The organism is Kitasatospora sp. NPDC030952 (assembly GCF_055571335.1).
Map to the genome: position 1 here is coordinate 187665 of NZ_JBVIFM010000016.1, position 20218 is coordinate 207882.

The following is a 20218-nucleotide window of genomic DNA, read 5'->3' on the forward strand; positions in this document are numbered from 1 at the left end:
GGGTGCCCTCCGTCCGTCGGCCGGCCCGTTCGCCGGCCGTTCGCTCCGGCCGCCCGGGCGCGGCGACACGTGCAATGCGGCGGCCATCCGCCCGTTACCACGGCCGGGTACGGTCGTCCTCGCCGTCACCGGCGCGTCCACCGCCACCGCCACCGCCCGCCGGACGCCGTTGTCGGGCATGCCCGGTTTCACCGTGAACCGCTGATTTCCGCGCCTTTAGGGCGTACACTCGCGGCTGTCGTGGCCCGGGGGGGATGCGTTCGAACGGCAGGCGAGTTCCATCCTGCCCTTTCGGACGCCTGGCTGTTGCCGGTGCGGGCATTCGTGAAAGCGCAATGCCGAAGCCGGAAGGATGCCCAGATGTGCGTATCCCAGGACACCACCACGGAAAAGGGGACACCCCAACTCTGTGACCGCGGTGTCGAGTTCTACCGCGCCGCCCTCGCCGAGGGCGGCGCCACCGCCGGACAGGCCCCCGAGTGCCTGCTCAGCATGGGCCTGCTGCGCGCCCTGCCCGGCGCAGGGCAGCGCTTGGCGCCCGTCCCGCCCGACCTCGCGGTCACCGGCCTGACCAGGCCGCTCGAACTCGCCGTCCTGGCCCACCAGGAGCAGCTCGCCGAGCTGCGCACCGCCTTCACCGCCGCCGAACACGCCTACCAGGACGTGATGAGACAGGCCCAGCTCCCGATCCGCCTGCTGGCCGGCGAGGAGATCAACCCCGCCCTGGAGAAGGCCGTAGCCGCCTGCACCGAGGAGCTGCGCACCGCCCAGCCCGGCGGCGGCCGCGGCGCCGACCAGCTCGCCGACGCCCTCCCGCGCGACCTCGCCCTCGCCGAACGCGGCGTCCGCCAACGCACCCTCTACCAGCACACCGTGCGCTCGCACGGCCCGACGCTCGCCTACATCGAGCAGGTCAGCGCCCGGGGCGCCCAGGTGCGCACCCTCAACGAGGTCTTCGACCGGGTCATCATCTGTGACCGCTCCACCGCCTTCGTCCCGGCCGGCGCCGACCGTGAGGCCGCCGCGATGCTCATCCAGTTCCCGCCGCTGGTCGAGTACCTGCTCAAGATCTACGAACTGATGTGGGAACGCGCCGAGCCCGTCACCTACCTGGAGGGCCACCACCGGCCCCAGCTGCTCACCGACCGCACCCGGCAGAACGTCCTGCGGCTGATGGTCAACGGCTTCACCGACGAGGCCATCGCCTCCCGCCTCGGCATGAGCACCCGCACCGTCTCCAGCCACATCCAGAAGGCCAGCGAACTCCTCGGCAGCCGCAGTCGCGGCCACCTCGGCTACATCATCGCCCGAGAGGGCGTGCTGGCCGAGCCGCTCGACGACCTCTGACGGTCCCGCCGCCCCTCTTCCCGGTACGACGCTTCGGGCAGCGCGGCCTCACCGCGGGCGCCGAGGCCGTCAGCAGGGGAGCACCAGGCCCTCCTCCGCCGCGATCACCTCGCCACCCGGGAACCCGCTCGCGGCCTCGGCCACCGACCCGCCCCGGTCGGCGCCGGGCCAGAAGTGGGTGAGGAGCAGCCGGCGGGCACGGGCCGCCCAGGCCCCGGCCTCGGCCGCACTCAGCAGGTGCGGGTCGCGGTCGGGGCCGCGCAGGGTGGCCCCGGCGACGAACAGGTCCGCGTCCGCTGCTAGGTCCTGTCCAGCCGGAGGGGCCCGACCAGGTGGCCGCCCGCCGGGATCCGGTGCACCTCGAAGACCTCGGCCAGGCTCTCGGTCGGCTCCATCGCCTGCACCCGCTCGACCACCCCGGGGGTGCAGTACAGCGGCAGCCGGGCACCCCGCCGCTCGGCGAAGGAGCGGGCCCGGCACAGCGCGCTGAGGTCGGCGCAGTGGTCGGGGTGCTCGTGGGTGATCACCACGGCGTCCAACTCCCCGGCGCCGCAGTGCTCCAGCAGCCGGGGCAGCGTCCCGTGACCGAGGTCCAGCGCCAGCCGGAACCCGTCGTACTCCAGCAGGAACCCGCTCGCCGCCCGCCCGGCCTCCGGCCAGGCCCCGCCACGTCCGCAGGGGCCCGTCAGTGCTCGCACCGCGCGATGCTCCCACGCCGGGGCCGCTCCCATGCCCGGGCCGCTCCCGCCGAAATCCGGTCGCGCTCCCGGGGGTTCGTCGGCGAAGCTGCCCGGATGCAGCGAGCGAGCAGCCGGACCGTGACGGTCGACCTCACCCACGGGGACGAGTACTTCGGGCAGTTGGGCCCCTTCGAGGCCGCCGTCGGGTGGTGGTCCTCGATGGACGGCGTCGTCGACCGGGCGACCGAACTGGCCGGCGTGCCGGTGCTGGTGACCAGGCTGGTCGACGGCCACAGCGAGGACCTCGGGCACGGCGGCCGGGTCCGCTACCACGCCGAGGCACTGCGCCGGCCGAGCGCCCTCCGACCCCGCCCCCTGGACGGCGGGACGGCCGCCCGGCTGGGCCCCGGCGACACCCGGCGCGCCGCCTGGGCCACCCCCGAGGGCCTACGGGCGGCGCTGACCTGGGCCGAGGAGCAGCTCGCCGCCCTCGGCCGCCCCGCCGCCGGCGCCGCCCGGCAGATCCGTACCTGGAACCTGTCCGGCCTCTTCCGCATACCCACCGCCACCGGCCCCGACGCCTGGCTGAAGACCACCAGCCCGCGCTTCAACGCCCCCGAGGGCGAGGTCATCGCGCTGCTCGGCGGCGTCGACCCCGCGCTGGTACCGACCGTCCTCGCCGCCGACCCGGCCGCCGGGCGGCTGCTGCTCGACCACATCCCCGGCGAGGACTGCTGGACCCCGAGCGAGGCCACCGTCGCGGACGTCGTCCCGCGCTTCGTCGCCGCCCAGGCCGCCCTCGCCGAACACCCCGCCGCCCTCGCCGGCCTGCGCGACCGCACGCCCGCCGCCCTGCACACCCAGCTGCTGGCCCTGCTGGACCGGCTCCCCGCCGAGACCGACCTGACGGCGGAGGAACGCGACCGGCTACGGCGGTTCGCCGCCGGCCTGCCCGCGCTGCTGCGGGACCTGGCCGCCTGCGGGCTGCCCGCGACCCTGCTGCACGGCGACTTCCACCCGGGCAACTGGCGCACCGGGAACGGCAGCCCGGTCGTCGTCGACTACGCCGACGCCTGCCTCGGCCACCCGGCCGAGGACGGCCTGCGCCCCCGCGCCTACCTCACCCCGGAGGCCTGGCGGCACTACGCCGAGGTCTGGACGGCGGCCTGGCGCCGGCACGCCCCCGGCTCGGACCCGCAGCGCGCCCTCGAACTCGCCGAACCGCTCCACCACCTGTTCCACGCGCTGCGCTACCAGGAGTTCCTGGACCACATCGAGCCCAGCGAACGCCCGTACCACGAGGGCGACCCGGCCGCCCAACTGCGCGCCGCCCTGGCCTGCTGGCGGCCGGCTCACCGGCCGGCGGGAGGGCGCGACGCACGCTGATCCCCGGCCGCCCAGCTGCCCGGCCCTGCCCCGCACCTACACTGCCCGGGTGGAACGTACGCCCCCGAACCCGGCGCCCCCGATGCTTCCCGAGCTTCCGTTGCAGGAGCTGGAGTGCTTCTCCGTCCTGGTGCACCAGCTGCACTTCGGGCGGACGGCGGAGCTGCTCGGCGTCTCCCAGGGGCGGGTGTCGCAGCTGATCAAGCGGCTGGAGGGCCGGATCGGTGCGCCGGTGTTCGAACGGACCAGCCGGCGGGTGGAGTTGACCGAGCTGGGCCGCACCCTGGCCGAACAGGTGGTGCCCGCCTTCGCGTGGCTGCGGGAGGGGTACGGGGACGCCCGGGCGCGGGCCGCGGCCGCCGACCGGCCGCTGCGGCTCGGCTTCCAGTGCGCGGTGTACGAGCCGGTGGCGCGGGCGATCGCGCGGCTGCCGGAGGGCGCCGCGCAGCTGGTGGAGTTGCCCTGGGGGGATCCGTTCTCGCAGCTCAACGGGGGCGGGGTGGACCTGGGGATCGTGCTGGCGCCGTGCCGGGAGCCGGAGTTGGAGGTGCTGCTGGAGTTCTCCCGGCAGCCGGTGTTCGTGGCGGTGGCCGCCGGGCGGCGGCCGGCCGGTGCGGACGTCGTCTCGGCGGAGGAGCTGGCCGGGCTGCCGCTGATCGAGCCGCGCGGCCCGGCGCCCGAGTACTGGCGGCTGGCCAATGCCCCGCGCCGGACGCCGAGCGGGCGGGAGCTGGCCTACCCGGCGGGCGCCGCCACCGTGCAGGAGGGGCTCTCGATGGTGGCCAGCACCCGCCGGGGGCTGCTGTTGTGCGAGGCCAGCACCCGCTACGTCCCGCGGCCGGACATCCGCTACCTGCCGGTGCCTGAGCTGGCGCCGAGCGCGCTGCAGGTGGTGCAGCACGGGCGGCGGCCGCACCCGCTGGCCGGTCGGCTGGTGGAGTCGCTGCTGGCCGAGGTCAGCTGACGGTGCCGGTGCCGGCCGAGGCCAGCTGACGGTGCTGCCGCTGCCGCTGCCGCTGCCGCTGCCGCCGCGCGGGCGGGTGAGGGCGGCGGTCAGCAGTCCGGCGGCGGTCAGTCCGGCCGCGGTGTACAGCACCGCGTGGTTCCCGGCCCGGTCGACCACCACCCCGCCGGCCAGCGAGCCGAGCGCGATGCTCGCGTTGAACACGCCCGCCCAGAGGGCCGCCGAGGCCTCGAGCCGGCCCGGGTCGGCGGCGCGGATCCAGGTCTGGGTGGAGACCGACACCCCGCCGTACGCGGCGCCCCAGACGAGCAGGGCGAGCAGGACGGTGCCGATGCCGCCGGTGGCGGACGGCAGCAGGGCAGCGGCCAGGGTGACGCCGGCGAGGGCGAGGGTGACGGCGGCCTTGGGGCGGCGGCCGGACAGCGGGCCGAGGGTGAAGTTCCCGGCGACGCCGGCCAGTCCGTACACCAGCAGGCAGGTCGCGATGGCGCCGCTGCTCAGGCTCGCGTCGGTCTCCAGGACCGGGCGGACGTAGGTGTAGCCGGCGAAGTGGCCGAGCACGACGAACGCGGTGACGGCGGTGCCGGCGGCGACGCCCCGGTTGCGCAGGGCCTCGGTGAGGCCGCCCAGCCGGCCGCGCTCGGTGGCCGGCAGCGCGGGCAGGGTGACGGCGAGCACGGCGGCGGAGAGGGCGCCGAGCAGGGCGAGCGCCCAGAACGCGGCGCGCCAGTCGAGCAGCGCGGCGAGGTAGGTGCCGAGCGGGACGCCGAGCACCGAGGCGATCGAGACGCCGGAGAAGATCAGCGTCATGGCGAGCGCGATCCGCGGTCCGTCGGCGAGGCGCGGTCCGAGGCTCCCGGCGAGGCCCCAGACGATGCCCATGGCGGCGCCGAGCAGGATCCGGCCGAGGGCCAGCACGAGGAAGTCCGGTGCGAGGGCGCTGATCGCGTTGGCGAGGCCGAGCAGCAGCATGAAGGTGATCAGGACGGCCTTGCGGTCGCGGCGCCCGACGAGCACGGGGGTGACGGGGGCGAGGGCGGCGGCGATCAGGCCGGTGATGGTGAGGGAGAGGCCGGTGGTGCCGTCGGAGACGCCGAGGCTGTGGGACATCGGGGTGAGCAGGCCGACCGGCATCATCTCGGCGGACACCACGGTGAAGGTGGCCAGGGCGACGGCGAGCACCGGGGCCCAGCGGTGGGCCCCGGGCGGGGCGGGCGTCGGAGGTGCGAGGGCTTCCGCGTTCGTCATGCGGCCAGCTCACCAGCCGGGGGGAGGGCGCAACAAGATCGAATGGCTCATCGACTGATGAGCCCGGCTCATCGATCGATGCGGGGTCAGGTCGGGCCGCCCCGGTGTCGTCCTCCGCCGCCGTGACCGCGGCGAGGGCCGACACCGGAGCGGTCCCGTCACTCCGCCGGTGCGATCCGGTACCCGCCGCGGGCCGAGTGCAGGGCCAGCGCCTCGACCGGGCAGAACTCCACCGCCTCGGCCAGCCCGTCCGTCAACTCCGCGCCGCCGTCCGCGTACCCGGCCACCGGCCGGGCCAGCCCGTCGGTGCCCAGGGCCAGGGAGTCGGGGGCGCTGAGGGCGCACATCCCGGAGCCGATGCAGCGGTCCCGGTCGACCCGGACCACCACCGCCTCGGCGGCACCGGTCCCCGCCCCGGTGGTGTCGGCGGACCCCGAGGAGCCCGTCACCAGCTGACCCGCAGGGTGTTGGGGCTGCGGGTGAGCAGCCCGCGCCGCCAGTCGATGGTCTCGACCGGCTCGGCCATCCGCAGCGAGGGCAGCCGCCGGGCCAGCCGGTGCAGGGCGAGTTCCAGCTCCATCCGGGCCAGCCAGGCGCCCAGGCAGTGGTGGGGTCCGGCGCCGAAGGTGAGCATCGGCGCGGCCAGCGGGGAGAACAGCTCGGTGCGCAGGTCCCCGGTGAAGACCTCCGGGTCCTGGTTGGCGGAGCCGGTGTCGGCGGCGACGACGCTGCCGGCCGGGATGACCACCCCGCCGATCTCCACCTCCTCCACGGTGCGGCGCAGCAGTCCGGGCATGTGCTCGGCGGCGTCGCCGAGCGGCACCGCGCGCAGGATCTGCTCGGTCGCGGCGGCGGCGCTGGCCTCGTCCGAGGCGAGCCGCTGCCAGGCGTCCCGGCCGTCCTGCAGCAGGTAGACCAGGGCGTTGCCGAGGCTGGTCATGGTGGTCTCGTGACCGGCCACCACCAGGCCGATGACCAGGGCGATCAGCTGCCCCTCGGTGATCGAGCCGTCCTCGGCGGCGGCCGTGAGCAGGCTGCTGACCAGGTCGTCGCCCGGCTCGGCGCGGCGCTCGGCGATCACCTCGGCGCCGAAGGCGGCGAACTCGGTCATCGCGGTGCCGATCGCCTCGGCGCTGTAGGCGGTGGTGGAGAGTGCGTGGTCGCTCCAGTGGGCGAGCCGCTTGCCGTCCAGGTTGTCCAGGCCCATCAGCCGGCTGATCACCGCGACCGGCAGCGGCCGGGTGTAGGCGGCGACGATGTCGACCGGGGAGGCCCGGTCGATCACCTCGTCGATCAGCGACTCGACCACCGAGGCCACCCAGGGCTTCCAGCGGGCGATCGCGCGCGGGGTGAACGCCCGCTGCACGGTGCGGCGCAGCCGCTGGTGCTCGGTGCCGTCGATGTTCAGCATGCTCTGCGGGTCGTCCAGGATGTTCGGCGTGACCATCAGCGGCGGCGCGTCCGGCGCGTAGAGCGGGGCGCGGCCCAGCCGGGGGTCGGTCAGCACCTGCCGGACGTCGGCGTGCCGGCTGACCAGCCACACCGGGGTGCCGGTGGGCAGCGCGGCCAGTCGCGGCGGACCGGGTTCGAGGTGGCGCAGGCAGTGCATCGGGGGGAGCGGGGCGGTGCCGGTGCCGGCACCGGTCGCACTGTTCTCGGTGGACATCCGTACTCCAGACTCCAGGGCAGGGACCGCACGGTGCGGCCCGACGGGGGGTGGATCCGGGGTTCGTTGCGGGGACGGGCGGTTCGGCCGGGGCGGCTCGACTCCGGGCCGGCGGTGCGGGCGGTGCCGGGTGGCGCCGGGGGTGCCGGGTGGTTCAGGGTGTGCAGGCGGTTCGGGGTGTGCAGGCGGTTCCGGGCATGCGGGCGGTGCCGGCGGTGCGGGCGGGCCGGGGACGTCGCCCGCGCGGGGCGCGGGCCCGTGCGCGGGATGGCGCGAAACGTGCGGGAGCGCACGGTCGGTACGCGCCCGGCACGGGCGGCGCGCGGTGGCTTGCCGTCAGGTGGGGCGGGTGTGCTGAGCGTGGTCGCGTGGACCGTCTCTGCTACGACCGTACGTGGACGGCGGGGTGCCCGTCTGCGGCACTTCCAGCCAACGGCGGCGCTTTCCGGGCAGTTCGTTGCGCGCTGACGGGCGCTCAACACCACCCGCGCGCCCCCCGTACCGGACCGCGCCCGGACCGCGCCGGGCCCGCCCCCGACGCCGGACCGCCACCGACCCGTTCCGCCGCCCCTGCGCCGGTGGCCGACCGGGCGGGCGCTACCCTTCGTACGCACTCCTTCGGCAGTGCTTCGAAGGCAGGCCCTAGAGTTCTGCCGCAGTCGTTTGTCGCAGGTCACGCCGGGGCAGAGCCGCACCGGCCGACGGAGGTGGAATCGGATGGCCCAGCAGGTCAAGGCAGTCATCGCGCGTGCCAAGGGCGCGCCCGTGGAGGTGACCACGATCGTGGTGCCGGACCCGGGGCCGGGCGAGGCGGTGGTCCGGATCCAGGCGTGCGGCGTCTGCCACACCGACCTCCACTACCGCGAGGGCGGCATCAACGACGAGTTCCCGTTCCTGCTCGGCCACGAGGCCGCGGGCATCGTGGAGTCGGTCGGCGAGGGCGTCACCGAGGTGGAGCCGGGCGACTTCGTCGTCCTCAACTGGCGTGCGGTGTGCGGCCAGTGCCGCGCCTGCAAGCGCGGGCGCGCGCAGTACTGCTTCAACACCCACAACGCCAAGCAGAAGATGACGCTGCTGGACGGCACCGAGCTGTCCCCGGCCCTGGGCATCGGCGCCTTCGCCGAGAAGACCCTGGTCGCGGCCGGCCAGTGCACCAAGGTCGACCCGGCCGCCGACCCGGCCGTCGCCGGCCTGCTGGGCTGCGGCGTGATGGCGGGCCTCGGCGCGGCGATCAACACCGGCAACGTCGGCCGCGGCGACACCGTCGCCGTGATCGGCTGCGGCGGCGTCGGCGGGGCGGCCGTGATGGGCTCCCGGCTGGCGGGCGCGTCGAGGATCATCGCGGTGGACATCGACGACCGCAAGCTGGAGACGGCCCGCACCCTCGGCGCCACCCACACCGTCAACTCCCGCACCACCGACCCGGTCGAGGCCATCCGGGAGCTGACCGGCGGCAACGGCGCGGACGTCGTGGTGGAGGCCGTCGGCCGCCCCGAGACGTACCGGCAGGCCTTCTACGCCCGGGACCTCGCGGGCACCGTCGTCCTGGTCGGCGTGCCGACCCCGGAGATGACCCTGGAACTGCCGCTGCTGGACGTCTTCGGCCGCGGCGGCGCGCTGAAGTCCTCCTGGTACGGCGACTGCCTGCCCTCCCGGGACTTCCCGATGCTGATCGACCTCTACCTCCAGGGCCGCCTGGACCTGCGCGCCTTCGTCACCGAGACGACCGGACTCGACGCCGTCGAGCAGGCCTTCGAGCGCATGCACCACGGCGACGTGCTCCGCTCGGTGGTGGTCCTGTGACCCTCCGAGTGGACCGTCTGGTCACCGCCGGGACGTTCGAACTCGACGGCGGCAGCTGGGAGGTGGAGAACAACGTCTGGATCGTCGGCGACGACGAGGAGGCGGTGGTGATCGACGCCGCGCACGACGCCGAGGCCATCGAGGCCGCGCTCGGCGGGCGCCGGCTGCTGGCGATCGTCTCCACCCACGCGCACAACGACCACATCGACGCCGCCCCGGCCCTGGCCGGGCGCACCGGCGCGCCGATCCTGCTGCACCCGGACGACCTCCCGCTGTGGAAGCTCACCCACCCCGATCGGCTCCCGGACGGCGAACTCGCCGACGGGCAGCGGATCGCGGTGGCCGGCACCGAACTGACGGTGCTGCACACCCCGGGCCACGCGCCCGGCGCGGTCTGCCTGTACGCGCCCGAACTCGGCACCGTCTTCACCGGCGACACCCTGTTCCACGGTGGCCCGGGCGCGACCGGACGCTCCTTCTCGCACTTCCCGACCATCATCGAGTCGATCCGCGAGCGACTGCTGTCCCTCCCGGCCGACACCGTGGTGCGCACCGGCCACGGCGACCCGACCACCATCGGCGCCGAGGCCCCGGCCCTGCCGGAGTGGATCGCCCGCGGCCACTGAGCCCGTAGCGGCTGTAGCGAAGCAGCGGTCTGAGCGGTCTGCGCGGCCCCTGCGGTTCACGCTGGCGCAGCGGTACGGCCCCCAGGGAGTCGATCACTCCCCGGGGGCCGTACGATCGCGATCATGGCCCATGACCCGCGCGACCTCGACGACGCCTTCCTCGCCTTCTGGCGCGAGCGGCACATCTCCACCCTGACCACCACCCGCCCCGACGGCACCCCGCACGTGGTGCCGGTCGGTGTGACCTTCGACCCGGCGACGGGCCTCGCCCGGGTGATCACCAGCCGCACCAGCCGCAAGGCCCGCAACGTCGCGGAGGCCGGGCCGGCCGGCCTGCGGGTCGCGGTCTGCCAGGTCGACCGGGCCCGCTGGTCCACCCTGGAGGGCGTCGCGGTGGTACGGGACGAGCCCGAGCAGGTCGCCGACGCCGAGCGGCGCTACGCCGAGCGCTACCGCCCGCCCCGGGAGAACCCGGCCCGGGTGGTCATCGAGATCACCGTCGAACGCGTCCTCGGCCGCGCCTGAGCACCACCGGCCCGCTCACGCCGCCGACGTCACCCGGCCGACGTCATCCGCCGGCCTCACCCGGCCGACGTCACTCGGACAACGCGGGGGCGATCCGGCGCAGCACCGCCGGCCACCCGCGCCCCATGCCCTGGTGAGCCTGCCGGCCCATCGGGGTGTTCAGGTCGAACCCGGCGTGCTCCAGCAGCAGTCGGGTCCCGTGCCCCTCGGGCACCAGCCGCCAGGTCACGGTGGTGTCCAGTGACCCCGCGCCGAACGAGTACCGCAGCAGCCGCTCCACCTCCACCGCGACCACCTCGCACGGCTGTTGCCCCCACTGCCCCATGTCCAGGGTGAACCGGTGCCCCACCACCGCCTTCACGTCCCCGGCGGCCCACCACCGCGCGTGCAGCTCCGGATCGGTCAGGGCCTCCCACACCCGCGCCGGCGGGTGCGGCAGGAACTCGTCGCAGTGGATCGCGGCCATCTCGGTCATGAACTCTCCTCGTCCAGGAGCTCGCGCAGCGAACGCATCCGCGCCCGCCAGTAGTGCTCGAAGGGGTGCAGCCACTGCCCGACCTCGGCCAGCGGCGCGGCTTCCAGGTGGTAGTAGCGGTGCCGCCCCCTCGGCTCCTCGCGCACCAGCCGGGCGTTCCGCAGCACCGCCAGGTGCTCGGACACGGCCGGCCGGCTCAGCTCGAACTCCCCCGCCAGCTCCCCGGCCGCCCGCGGCCCCTCCCGCAGGCTCTCCAGCAGCCTCCGCCGCACGGGGTTGGCCAGCGCGCTGAACACATCGACATCCGCCATGCCTCCACCATCCGTCGGAGACTCCCGACATGTCAACTTTTCCCGACGCGTGGCTGTGCTCCCGCTGTGCAGGGTGCCGCCCCACACCAGCAGCGCGTCGGCGTCCCGCACCGTCGGCACCCAGGCGGCCTCCTCGATGACGGCCGGCCGGAATCACTCCCGTCGGACGTACGGCGTACCGGCTCACCGGTCGGGGAGTTCGACGGAGAGGGCGTGGCGGAAGACGTCGAGCGGGTCCCAGCGGGCCTTGGCGCGCTGGAGGCGGGGGTAGCCGTCCTTGTAGTAGAGGGTGTGCCAGGGGACGCCGGAGGTGTTCCAGGCCGGGTCGGCGAGGTCGGCGTCCGGGTAGTTGATGTACGAGCCGTCGCTCACCTCGCCCGGGACGGGCACGCCGCCGGTGTCGCGGTAGACCTCGCGGTAGAGCTCGCGCACCCAGGAGAGGTTGGCGCCGTCGTCCTTCTCCTCGGCCCAGACGCTGTGGTAGACGGCCTTCATCACCACGTCGCGCTGCGCCACCGCGGTGGCGCCCGGCTGTACGGAGCGGACCTGGCCGCCGTAGCCGATCAGCAGCATGCCGCAGGCGGGGGTGCCGGTGTCATTGGTCAAGTGCCGGTGGATGGTGGTGAGTTGGTCCTCGGTGAGGGAGCGCTTGAGGTAGCCGGCCTTGCCCTTGTAGCGGCGGGTGATGATGTTCCCGGCCTCGCCGTTGCCCGGCCAGGTCATCGGGTACAGCCAGGGGACGGTCGCGCTTCCGCCGCCGGCGTCCAGGCCGGTGCCGGCGTTCACCTGCTGGATGAAGTCCTTGACCAGGTCCGTCGCGCCGGGGATCCCGGCGTCGATCTGGACCACCATGGAGAACGTGGTCGCGGTGTGGTGGGTGAGCTGTAGGACGGCGTACAACCCGGCCTGGGGTGAACCCGGCTCGCTGTTGCGCTCGTGCCAGGCGCAGAAGTTGCGCAGCAGGGTGGTGAGCGCCTGCTCACTGGTCCTGGCCTTGTCCCAGGGCCACTCCACCAGGGCCTCCAGCATCTCGGCGGGCGCCGGCGGCAGCAGTCGGCACGGATCGGGCGCGGCCGTACGGGCCTCGGCGTCGGCCTGCGGCGAGCGCAGCCAGTACCGGGTGACCACGCCGAAGTTGCCGCCGCCACCGCCGGTGTGCGCCCACCACAGTTCGCGGGCGGGGTCGTCCGGTTCGCGGGTGGCGACCACGGCGCGGGCGGTGCCGTCGTGGTCCACGACCACCACCTCGACGCCGTACAGGTGGTCCACCACCGAGCCGTAGCGCCGCGACAGGGGCCCGTACCCGCCGCCGACCAGGTGCCCGCCGGCGCCCACCTCCGGGCAGCCGCCCGCCGGCACGGTGACGCCCCAGCCCTTGAACAGCGTCCGGTAGACCCGCCCGAGGGTGGCGCCGGGCCGCACCTCGAAGGCCCGCCGCTCCGGGTCGTAGCCCACCGCGTCCAGCTGGGAGAGGTCCAGCAGCACCTGGATCGCCGGATCGGCGGTGAAGTCCTCGAAGCAGTGCCCGCCGCTGCGCACGCCGATCCGGCGCCCGGCCCGGACGGCGTCCTGGACGGCCCGCACCACCTGCTCGGTGCTGCCCACCACCACGATCTCGTCCGGACGCCCGACGAAGCGCTGGTTGTCGCCCTTCAGCAGGCTCTCGTAGCGCGGATCCCCGGGCCGCACAGCCGCCGGCCCGAACGGCGCGGGCTCCCGCCGCCCCGCCGCCTCGGCCGGTCCCGTCGGTCCCGTCGGTCCCGCCGCCTCGGCCTGAGCCGCCCCCGCCCCCGTCCCGGCCAGTCCGGCGGCCAGGCCGCCGGCCGCGGCGAGCAGGGCGCGGCGGTTCGGTCGCGCGGTAGTTCCCTCACTGTGACTCATCGTCAGCCCCCGTACGGTGTCAGCTGGTTGCCCCATTAGCATGCCCGCCGCCCGGCTCCGCGCCCACCCCTCGGCCGCACGCCTCGCCGTCGAATCAAGCCGGAGCGCCGCTCAGCGCCGGTGCGTGGAACTCCCCGAGCCCGGAGGTCCGGTTCTGGTCCAGCCAGTAGCGGCGCGGCTCGGCGAGTACCACGTCGACGTTGACGGCGAGGATGCCGGGGATCTTGGCGAGCTCGTCGTCGATGAACGCCGCCAGGGCCGGGCGGTCGGCGACCAGCCCCGCGCACAGCACTGACAGGTCGCTGGCGACGTGGGCGACGAGCCGGGTCTGGGGGAGCACGTCGAGGCGGTGCATGACTGCGGGGGTGTCGCCGGGCGCGACCCGCAGGCGCAGCAGGAACGGGGTCTGGAAGCCGAGCCACTCCGACACGATCTCCAGCCGGGGCTTGACCCATCGCTCGTCGAGGATCCGGCGGACGATGCGGTGGGTGGTGGAGGTGGCCAGTCCGGTGGTCCGGGCGACGGCGGCGGCGGAGGCCCGGCCGTCCTGGATCAGCTGGGCGACGATGGTGCGCTCGGCCTCGCTGAGGGGTTTTGCGGGGGGCGTCGCGGTCGCGGTGCCCTCAGGGCTGGCTCCGGTGAGTCGCAGCAGCTCGGCCCGTTCGGCTTCGGTCAGGAACTGCGGGTCCCAGGTGACGCCCCGCCGCAGGGTGTGGAGCGCGGGCAGGGCGTTGACGCGGCGGACGCCCGGGATGGAGAACATCCGGTCGATCGCCTCGCTCGTGGCGGCATCGGAGGGGGCGTGCACCACCGCGTAGAGGGGGTAGTCGCCGGAGATCTGCGCCAGCCGCTGGAGGTGGGGCAGGGCGCGCAGGCGGTCCACGACGGTGAGCGGGGTCAGGCCCGTGACGTCCAGGAACACGTGGACCGGCATCGCGGTGGAGTGCAGTCCCCAGTCGGCCTGCCCGATCACCCGCAGCATCCGCGCTTCCCGCAGCCGGTCGAAGCGGCGCTTGAGCGTGCTCGCGTCGGCGGACAGCACTGCGGCCAGGTCGTCCCAGGTGGCTCGGGGCGCCAGGTGCAGTGCTCCGATGAGGCGCCGGTCGAGTTCGTCGAGCTGCGGGGAGGTCATGGACTCCTACCTTAGACTGTCGATTGATCCCATTGTTATCTGGCAAGACTAGAGAATCTCTCACTTGCTTGTCATTCTTTGCAGGAACATCCCTCCAGTACGAAGAGGTACCTATGAGTGCCACCGCGACCAGGCCCCGGTCGAGCGTGCCCGACTCGAGAGCCGCGCGTGCCGCGTTCCGCGCGATGGCGGCCGTCGAGAAGGTCGGCAACAAGCTGCCCGAGCCGTTCTGGCTGTTCTGGTCGCTGGTAGGGGCCGTGGTCGTCCTCAGTGCCGTGCTCGCGGCCGAGCACGTCAGTGCCGTGCTGCCCGGCACGCACAAGGCCGTCGCGGTACAGAGCCTGCTGAGCAAGGCCGGCCTCGCGGTGCTCATCCAGGGCGGTGACACCGGCTTCGCGAGCTTCCCGCCCATCGCCACGGTCCTGGTCGTCGGCTTCGGCATCGCCGTCGCCGAGCAGAGCGGCCTGTTCACGGCCCTGCTGCACCGCATGGTCGCGAAGGTGCCGGGCAAGTACCTGACCTTCGCCCTGGCGATGACCGCCATGGTCAGCCACGTCGCGGGTGACGCCGCCTATGTGACGTTGATCCCGTTGGGCGCCCTGATCTTCCGGGCTGCGGGCCGCAGCCCGATGCTCGGCTGCATCGTTGCGTACGTCTCCATCTCGGCGGGTTACAACGCCTCCCCCTCGCTCACCACGACGGACGTCCTGCTGTCGTCGATGTCGACCACGGCGGCCCGGACCATCGCCCCGCACGCCGTCGTCAGCCCGATGGCCAACTACTTCTTCGGGGTCGCGTCCTCCGTCGTGATGGCCCTGGTGATCACGCTCGTCACCGACAGGTTCCTCGCCCGCCGCGCCGACCTGGCGACCGACGAGCCGGCCACCGCGCTGAACACCGTCGAGATGGCGCAGATCACGGTGCCCGAGGTTCAGCGCCGTGCGCTGCGGGTGACCGGCCTGGTCGCGCTGGGCTTCCTCGCCCTCCTGGTCGCGGCGGTGGTCCCGGACTCCTCGCCGCTGCGCGGTGACCACGGCGGCATCATCAGCTCGCCGCTGTTCACCGGCATGTCGCTGGTGCTGTGCGTGTTCTTCGCCCTGCTCGGCACCGTCTACGGGCGCAGCACGGGCAAGTTCACCGCCTCCTCCGACGTGGTCGAGGCGATGACCACCGGCACCAAGGCGATGGCGCCGACCCTGGTGCTGTTCTTCGCGATCTCCCAGTTCCTCGCCGCCTTCAAGTGGACCAACATCGGCAACATCATCGCCGTCAAGGGCGCGCAGCAGCTGACCTCGATGCATCTGAGCGGCTGGGCGGTCCTGCTGGCCATCGCCGTGATGGTCTCGCTGATGAATCTCTTCCTCACCAGCGGGTCCGCACTGTGGGCGCTGCTCGCCCCGGTGCTCGTGCCCATGCTGATGCTGATCGGGATCCACCCCGACGCCGCCCAGGCCGGGTACCGGGTCGCCGACTCGGTCACCAAGTGCGTCACGCCGATGAGCCCGTTCTTCGTCATGGCGGTCGGCTTCGTCAAGCAGTACCGCAAGGACGCCGGCATCGGCACCCTCGCCTCCTACACCGTCCCGATCGCGGCCGTCGCCTGGTTCGTCTGGGTCGGGTTCTTCCTGGCCTGGTACCTGCTCGGCATCCCCTTCGGCATCAGCTGACCCCGAGCCCCCACCCGAAAGGGACCGCCCCAGAGGCCCACCTCCCGCAGCCGTCAGAAGAAGCACATCGACTCAAGAGGCGCACCGTCCGCCTCTCGCACGAGAAAGCCGACCATCACCGTGTTGCCCGCTGCCACCCTCACCAGCTGCGCCCAGGATGTCTCGCCGGAGATCCTCTGCGACATCCTGACGCTCGTCCACCAGGAGACCAGCAGCTACGACCTGCCCGCGCTCGCCGCAGGCCTGGACCTCCTGCGCGAGCTGGTGGTCCACCGACTCGGGCACCCCGACCACGAGCGCCGCCACCCCGGCGGCGCCTGCGGCGACACCATCACGCTGACCTACAACGGCACCGCCCCCGGGCACGTCGCGCTGGTCGGGCACTACGACACCGTGTGGCCGACCGGCACGCTCGCCGACTGGGACGAGCAGGCGCCGCTCGCGTTCGACGGCCGGGAGAAGCTCACCGGACCGGGCATCTTCGACATGAAGACCGGCCTGGCGCAGGGGATCTGGGCGCTGAGGCTGGCTCGCGAGAGCGGTGATCCGGTCCCCACCGTCACCTTCGTGTTCAACGGCGACGAGGAGATCAGCTCGCGCTCCTCCCGTCCGGTGATCGAGGAGGTCGCTCAGCACGTCGACGTGACGCTGGTGCTGGAGCCCTCCGCGGGGGAGGGTGCCGTGAAGACCGGCCGCAAGGGCACCGGTGTCTTCCGGGTCACGGCCTCCGGCATCGAGTCGCACGCGGGGCTGGCGCCCGAGGAGGGGGCCAGCGCCATCACCGCGCTGTCCAACTTCGTGGTCGCCGCCACGGCCGTCGCCGCTCCGGAGCTCGGCACCACGATCAACCCCGGACTCATCGAGGGCGGCAGTGCCACCAACGTCGTCGCGGGCCACGCCAGCGCGAGCATCGACATCCGGGTCAGCAGTGAGGCCGAGCAGAAGCGGGTGGACGCGGCGTTCGACAGCATCGACGTCGGCGACCGGCGGGTGGGCATCGAGATCGTGCACGGCTGGAACCGGCCGCCCATGACCCTGAACGCCGCCTCCGCCCCGCTCCTGGGCCTGGCCCGCGAGGTCGCCCGCGAGCAGGGCCGCGACCTGCCCGCCGCCTCCGTCGGCGGTGGCAGCGACGCCAACTTCGTCGCCGCCCTGGGCCTGCCGGTGCTGTGCGGCATGGGCGCGGTCGGCAATGGCGCCCACGCTCAAGGCGAGTTCATCTACCCCGACACCGTGCCCGCCCAGACCGCGTTGGTCGCCGGGATGCTGGGCCGCCTGGCCGATCCGATGCGGCCTTCGGCGAAGGCGTCCTGAGACAGCGGACCCACCGCGGACCGCGCGTCCGCGAGTCGCTGTTCAAGAGCCCGGTCGGGCAGCTTCGAGCTGCCCGGCCGGGCTCCGGTGTCACTCGCAAGATCGCTGCCGCGAAGAGCGACGGTCTCGTTCGGGGGGCATGACGGATGCGGAGCGGTTACTCGTCGAGGGGGATGGTGGCGAGGGTGTCCCAGTCGATCTGCCAGGCGGGGTGGTCGGTGCCGGGGGCGGGGGTGCGCCGCCAGTGGACCTCGTTGAGGATGATCCGGCGCACGGTGAACGGGGCGTGGCCGGGGCGGATCCGGTGGATGGTCTGGGCGAGTTCGTCGGTGTCGGTGTCGGCGGTCGCGTAGGCGGCGGTGGTGTGGAGGACGCCGAGCGGGTAGTCGGTGGAGTCGGGGCCGAAGACGTCGTGGACGGCGGTGCGGACGCGCTGTTGGAGGGCGGCGAGGGCGTGGTCGGGGTGGAGGTCGAGCCGGACGCCGGTGCGGTACGCGAGCGGTGAGCCGGCGTTGAGCCGGATCGGGCCGGTGCCGGCGACGGCGCTGCGCAGCCGGTCGGCGAGGCGGCGGTGCCGGGCCGGGTCGATGGTGTCGGCCGGGGCGGAGGTGATCATGTCGAGGGTGATGTGGGTGCGGTCGTCGGGTACGGGCAGGACGGGGTAGCCGGTCAGGGCCTGGCGCAGGTCGGCGAGCAGGGTGTGCAGGGCGGATCCGGCGGGCAGGTCGGGCAGGGCGTAGATCTGCAGGGCGCGCAGGCCGTCGGGCCAGGGGGAGCGGCCGAAGGTGGGGTGGAAGGCCTTCATGCGGTCTCCTCGTGGTCGGGGTCGGGGTCGTGGTCGTGGTCGGAGTCGTGGTCGGGGTCGATGCGGGCCGGCCGGGCGTCGCGGAGGGGGTGAAGTCGAAGAGGGGGTGGAGCGGTCGAAGGGGTCGAAGGGGCCGAAGGGCAGTGTCCGCGAAGCCCGGCCGGGCCGGGTCGGTTCCGTCCGGGATCAGCCGAACGGGTGAGTTCGGGTGCGGGGCGGCTGGGGAGGGGGCGTCAGCGGGAGCGCAGGGCGAGGACGAGGTCGCGCGGCAGCCCGTGGGTGTCGTGGAGGTAGTGGAGGTCGTCCTCGCTGAGCGGGCCGCGGAAGCGGGGGCGGGAGAGGATCTGCCGGCCGCGGTGCAGGAGGCGGTCGAAGCGGTGCTCCTCGTCCAGCAGGACCTGGCGGACGGTCTCGGGCCGCACGTCCTGGCGGAAGCGGTCCAGGGTGTGCCGGACCAGTTCGTCCGGCAGATCGCCGAGGCCGCGCTGGGGGTCGTCGCGGCGCAGCACGGTGAGCACCCGGCGCACCAGGCGGCGGAGCACGTAGCCGCGACCGGTGGGAGACGGGCGGACGCCGTCGCCGATGACGACCACGGCCGAGCGCAGATGGTCGCTGACCAGGCGCAGGGACGGTTCGTCGAGCTGCCACAGGGTCGGGACCAGGCGGCGCCAGGGGTCGAAGACGTCGCACTCGAAGACCGAGGAGCGGCCCTGGAGCAGCGAGGAGAGCCGTTCCAGTCCGAGCCCGGTGTCCACGTTGCGCTGGGGGAGCGGAACGAGCGAGCCGTCGTCGAGCCGCCGGTGGCGCATCATCACGTGGTTCCACACCTCCACCCAGCGGTCGTCCCGGGTGGGGGTGGACTCGGGCGGGGTGTCGCCGGTCCACAGGAAGATCTCCGAGTCGGGGCCGCACGGGCCGGTCGGGCCGTTGGACCACCAGTTGTCCTCGACGGTGAGCTCCACCGGGACCCCGCGGTCCTGCCACAGCTCCAGCGAGCCGGTGTCCGGGCCGGTCCGGTCGTCGCCGCCGCCGAAGACGGTGACGTGCAGTCGGCCCGGGTCGATGCCGAGCCCGTCGGTGAGCAGCCCGTAGCCCCAGTCGAGGCTCTGCGGGCCCTCGTAGTCGCCGAGGGACCAACTGCCGAGCATCTCGAAGACGGTGAGGTGGGTGCGGTCGCCGACCTCGTCGAGGTCGGTGGTGCGCAGGCAGCGCTGGAGGTTCACCAGCCGGCGGCCGAGCGGGTGCGGGCGCCCCTCCAGGTACGGGGTGAGGGGGTGCATGCCGGAGGTGGTGAACAGCACCTGGTCCCCGGGCGGGGGCAGCAGGGTGGAGCCGGTGATCCGGCGATGGCCGCGCTCCTCGAAGTACTCGGTGAAGACGCGGACGAGCTGGTCGGTGTTCATGGCGGTGGCTCCTCGAGGGCCGGAGGGAGGCGCCGGAGAACGGGACCGCGCGATCATCGGGCCGAGGAAGGAACACCTCGGAGCCACCACCGGCGGACCGTTTCCGGTCGCCGGGGGGAGGGGTACGTCAGGCGGCGGCAACCGGCGAGCGGGTCGCTCGCGCGGCTGCGGTGGTGCTTCGATCCATGACGTCCATGCCCCCGAGACTAACTCCGGGGGCGCCGACCGGGCCAGCCGTTTTACGGCCGCCGACCCGGGACGCCCGCCGCTGGCGGGAAGCGAGCGCGGGCGGGCAGGGCCCATGGGAAGGGCCCATGGGAAGGGCCCGCGGGAAGGGCCCGCGGGAAGGGCGTGCTGCTCCTGACCGGCCGATCCCGAGCGCCCATGAGCTGCTGGGGGTCTTCGCTCAGGCGGACGTGACGGTGCGGAACCTCTCGCCGCCGACCACCCAGCGGCCCCGGCGCATCACGGCGACCAGGTCGTAGCCGTCGGAGTCGACCACGACCAGGTCGGCGAGCTTGCCGGTCTCCAGCGAGCCGGTCGAGTCGGCCAGACCGAGCAGCCGCGCCGGGGTGGCGGACAGCGACTGGACGGCCTGGTCGAGCCTCAACCCGTGGACCAGCAGGGCCCGTTGGAACACCCGGTCCAGGGTGAGGGTGGACCCGGCGATGGAGCTGCCGTCGGGGAGCATGGCGACGCCGTTCTTGACCTGGACCTGGAGGGGGCCGAGGGGGTAGAGGCCGTCGCCCATGCCGGCGGCGCCCATGGCGTCGGTGATCAGGGCGACGCGGGTGGCGCCGGCGGTGCGGTAGGCGAGGTCGAGGACGGAGGGGTGGAGGTGGACGCCGTCGTTGATCAGCTCGACGGTGACGCGTTCGTCCTCCAGGAGGGCGACGATGGGGCCGGGGGCGCGGTGGGCGATGCCGGGCATGGCGTTGAAGAGGTGGGTGGCGACGGTGGCGCCGGCGTCGATGGCTTCGAGGGT

The 20218-nt window shown here is 73.9% G+C and carries 18 protein-coding genes and 1 pseudogene; 8 read left to right on the top strand and 11 right to left on the bottom strand.

Features of this window, described 5'->3' with window-relative positions:
* Positions 1–360: 360 nt before the first annotated feature.
* The gene (locus tag ACZ47G_RS26315) at positions 361–1347 is read left to right on the top strand and encodes a helix-turn-helix transcriptional regulator (RefSeq protein ID WP_465746621.1); all 987 of its coding nucleotides are present in this window, start codon (positions 361–363) and stop codon (positions 1345–1347) included.
* 299 nt (positions 1348–1646) lie between these two features.
* On the opposite strand, the gene ACZ47G_RS26320 is transcribed toward ACZ47G_RS26315, so the two are convergent.
* Positions 1647–2045 (bottom strand): MBL fold metallo-hydrolase, encoded by a 399-nt coding sequence (locus tag ACZ47G_RS26320; protein WP_465746623.1) that lies wholly within the window; start codon positions 2043–2045, stop codon positions 1647–1649.
* Between the two features lie 96 nt (positions 2046–2141).
* On the opposite strand from ACZ47G_RS26320, the gene ACZ47G_RS26325 reads away from it, so the two are divergent.
* Together ACZ47G_RS26325 and ACZ47G_RS26330 are read left to right on the top strand one after the other, a co-directional pair.
* A complete protein-coding gene (locus ACZ47G_RS26325; RefSeq protein WP_465746625.1) occupies positions 2142–3413 on the top strand; it encodes a phosphotransferase family protein in 1272 nt (423 codons plus the stop codon).
* A 49-nt stretch (positions 3414–3462) separates the two neighbouring features.
* On the top strand, positions 3463–4377 hold the full coding sequence (locus tag ACZ47G_RS26330) for a LysR family transcriptional regulator (RefSeq protein WP_465746626.1): 915 nt from the start codon (positions 3463–3465) through the stop codon (positions 4375–4377).
* 306 nt (positions 4378–4683) lie between these two features.
* Here ACZ47G_RS26330 and ACZ47G_RS26335 read toward each other — a convergent pair.
* The 3 genes and pseudogenes from ACZ47G_RS26335 to ACZ47G_RS26345 all read right to left on the bottom strand — a co-directional run.
* Positions 4684–5625: pseudogene (locus ACZ47G_RS26335) on the bottom strand (MFS transporter); the annotation flags it as partial.
* A 158-nt stretch (positions 5626–5783) separates the two neighbouring features.
* Positions 5784–6074 (bottom strand): ferredoxin, encoded by a 291-nt coding sequence (locus ACZ47G_RS26340; protein WP_465746628.1) that lies wholly within the window; start codon positions 6072–6074, stop codon positions 5784–5786.
* Positions 6071–7291 (bottom strand): cytochrome P450, encoded by a 1221-nt coding sequence (locus tag ACZ47G_RS26345; protein ID WP_465746630.1) that lies wholly within the window; start codon positions 7289–7291, stop codon positions 6071–6073. Before ACZ47G_RS26345 ends, ACZ47G_RS26340 begins: the two co-directional genes overlap by 4 nt.
* 717 nt (positions 7292–8008) lie before the next feature.
* Between ACZ47G_RS26345 and ACZ47G_RS26350 the strand changes: the two genes are divergently transcribed.
* The 3 genes from ACZ47G_RS26350 to ACZ47G_RS26360 all read left to right on the top strand — a co-directional run bounded on the left by ACZ47G_RS26350 (position 8009) and on the right by ACZ47G_RS26360 (position 10245).
* The gene (locus tag ACZ47G_RS26350; protein ID WP_465746632.1) at positions 8009–9094 is read left to right on the top strand and encodes an S-(hydroxymethyl)mycothiol dehydrogenase; all 1086 of its coding nucleotides are present in this window, start codon (positions 8009–8011) and stop codon (positions 9092–9094) included.
* A complete protein-coding gene (locus ACZ47G_RS26355; protein ID WP_465746634.1) occupies positions 9091–9720 on the top strand; it encodes an MBL fold metallo-hydrolase in 630 nt (209 codons plus the stop codon). The genes ACZ47G_RS26350 and ACZ47G_RS26355 overlap by 4 nt, the downstream gene beginning before the upstream one ends.
* Before the next feature lie 123 nt (positions 9721–9843).
* Positions 9844–10245, top strand: a complete 402-nt coding sequence (locus tag ACZ47G_RS26360; RefSeq protein WP_465746636.1) for a pyridoxamine 5'-phosphate oxidase family protein — start codon at positions 9844–9846, stop codon at positions 10243–10245.
* Positions 10246–10315: 70 nt separating this feature from the next.
* On the opposite strand, the gene ACZ47G_RS26365 is transcribed toward ACZ47G_RS26360, so the two are convergent.
* The 4 genes from ACZ47G_RS26365 to ACZ47G_RS26380 all read right to left on the bottom strand — a co-directional run bounded on the left by ACZ47G_RS26365 (position 10316) and on the right by ACZ47G_RS26380 (position 14044).
* Positions 10316–10720, bottom strand: coding sequence for an SRPBCC family protein (locus tag ACZ47G_RS26365; protein ID WP_465746638.1), 405 nt, complete (start codon positions 10718–10720; stop codon positions 10316–10318).
* Positions 10717–11031, bottom strand: coding sequence for a metalloregulator ArsR/SmtB family transcription factor (locus ACZ47G_RS26370; protein ID WP_380462274.1), 315 nt, complete (start codon positions 11029–11031; stop codon positions 10717–10719). The genes ACZ47G_RS26365 and ACZ47G_RS26370 overlap by 4 nt, the downstream gene beginning before the upstream one ends.
* Before the next feature lie 183 nt (positions 11032–11214).
* Positions 11215–12912, bottom strand: a complete 1698-nt coding sequence (locus ACZ47G_RS26375; protein ID WP_465746640.1) for an FAD-binding oxidoreductase — start codon at positions 12910–12912, stop codon at positions 11215–11217.
* A gap of 94 nt (positions 12913–13006) precedes the next feature.
* Positions 13007–14044 carry an Lrp/AsnC family transcriptional regulator gene (locus ACZ47G_RS26380; protein WP_465746642.1) on the bottom strand — a complete coding sequence of 346 codons (1038 nt, stop codon included), beginning with the start codon at positions 14042–14044 and terminating at the stop codon, positions 13007–13009.
* 113 nt (positions 14045–14157) lie between these two features.
* Between ACZ47G_RS26380 and ACZ47G_RS26385 the strand changes: the two genes are divergently transcribed.
* Both ACZ47G_RS26385 and ACZ47G_RS26390 read left to right on the top strand, forming a co-directional pair.
* Complete coding sequence (locus ACZ47G_RS26385; protein ID WP_465746644.1) at positions 14158–15711, top strand: AbgT family transporter; 1554 nt, start codon at positions 14158–14160, stop codon at positions 15709–15711.
* A 114-nt stretch (positions 15712–15825) separates the two neighbouring features.
* Positions 15826–17025, top strand: a complete 1200-nt coding sequence (locus ACZ47G_RS26390) for a M20 family metallopeptidase (RefSeq protein ID WP_465746672.1) — start codon at positions 15826–15828, stop codon at positions 17023–17025.
* A gap of 157 nt (positions 17026–17182) precedes the next feature.
* Here the strand turns inward: ACZ47G_RS26390 and ACZ47G_RS26395 are convergent, their stop codons facing one another.
* The 3 genes from ACZ47G_RS26395 to ACZ47G_RS26405 form a co-directional block, all read right to left on the bottom strand.
* On the bottom strand, positions 17183–17830 hold the full coding sequence (locus ACZ47G_RS26395; RefSeq protein ID WP_465746646.1) for a 2'-5' RNA ligase family protein: 648 nt from the start codon (positions 17828–17830) through the stop codon (positions 17183–17185).
* A 233-nt stretch (positions 17831–18063) separates the two neighbouring features.
* Positions 18064–19233, bottom strand: coding sequence for an alanine--tRNA ligase-related protein (locus ACZ47G_RS26400; RefSeq protein WP_465746648.1), 1170 nt, complete (start codon positions 19231–19233; stop codon positions 18064–18066).
* A gap of 406 nt (positions 19234–19639) precedes the next feature.
* A partial coding sequence (locus tag ACZ47G_RS26405; protein WP_465746650.1) for an amidohydrolase family protein occupies positions 19640–20218 on the bottom strand: 579 nt, incomplete at its 5' end.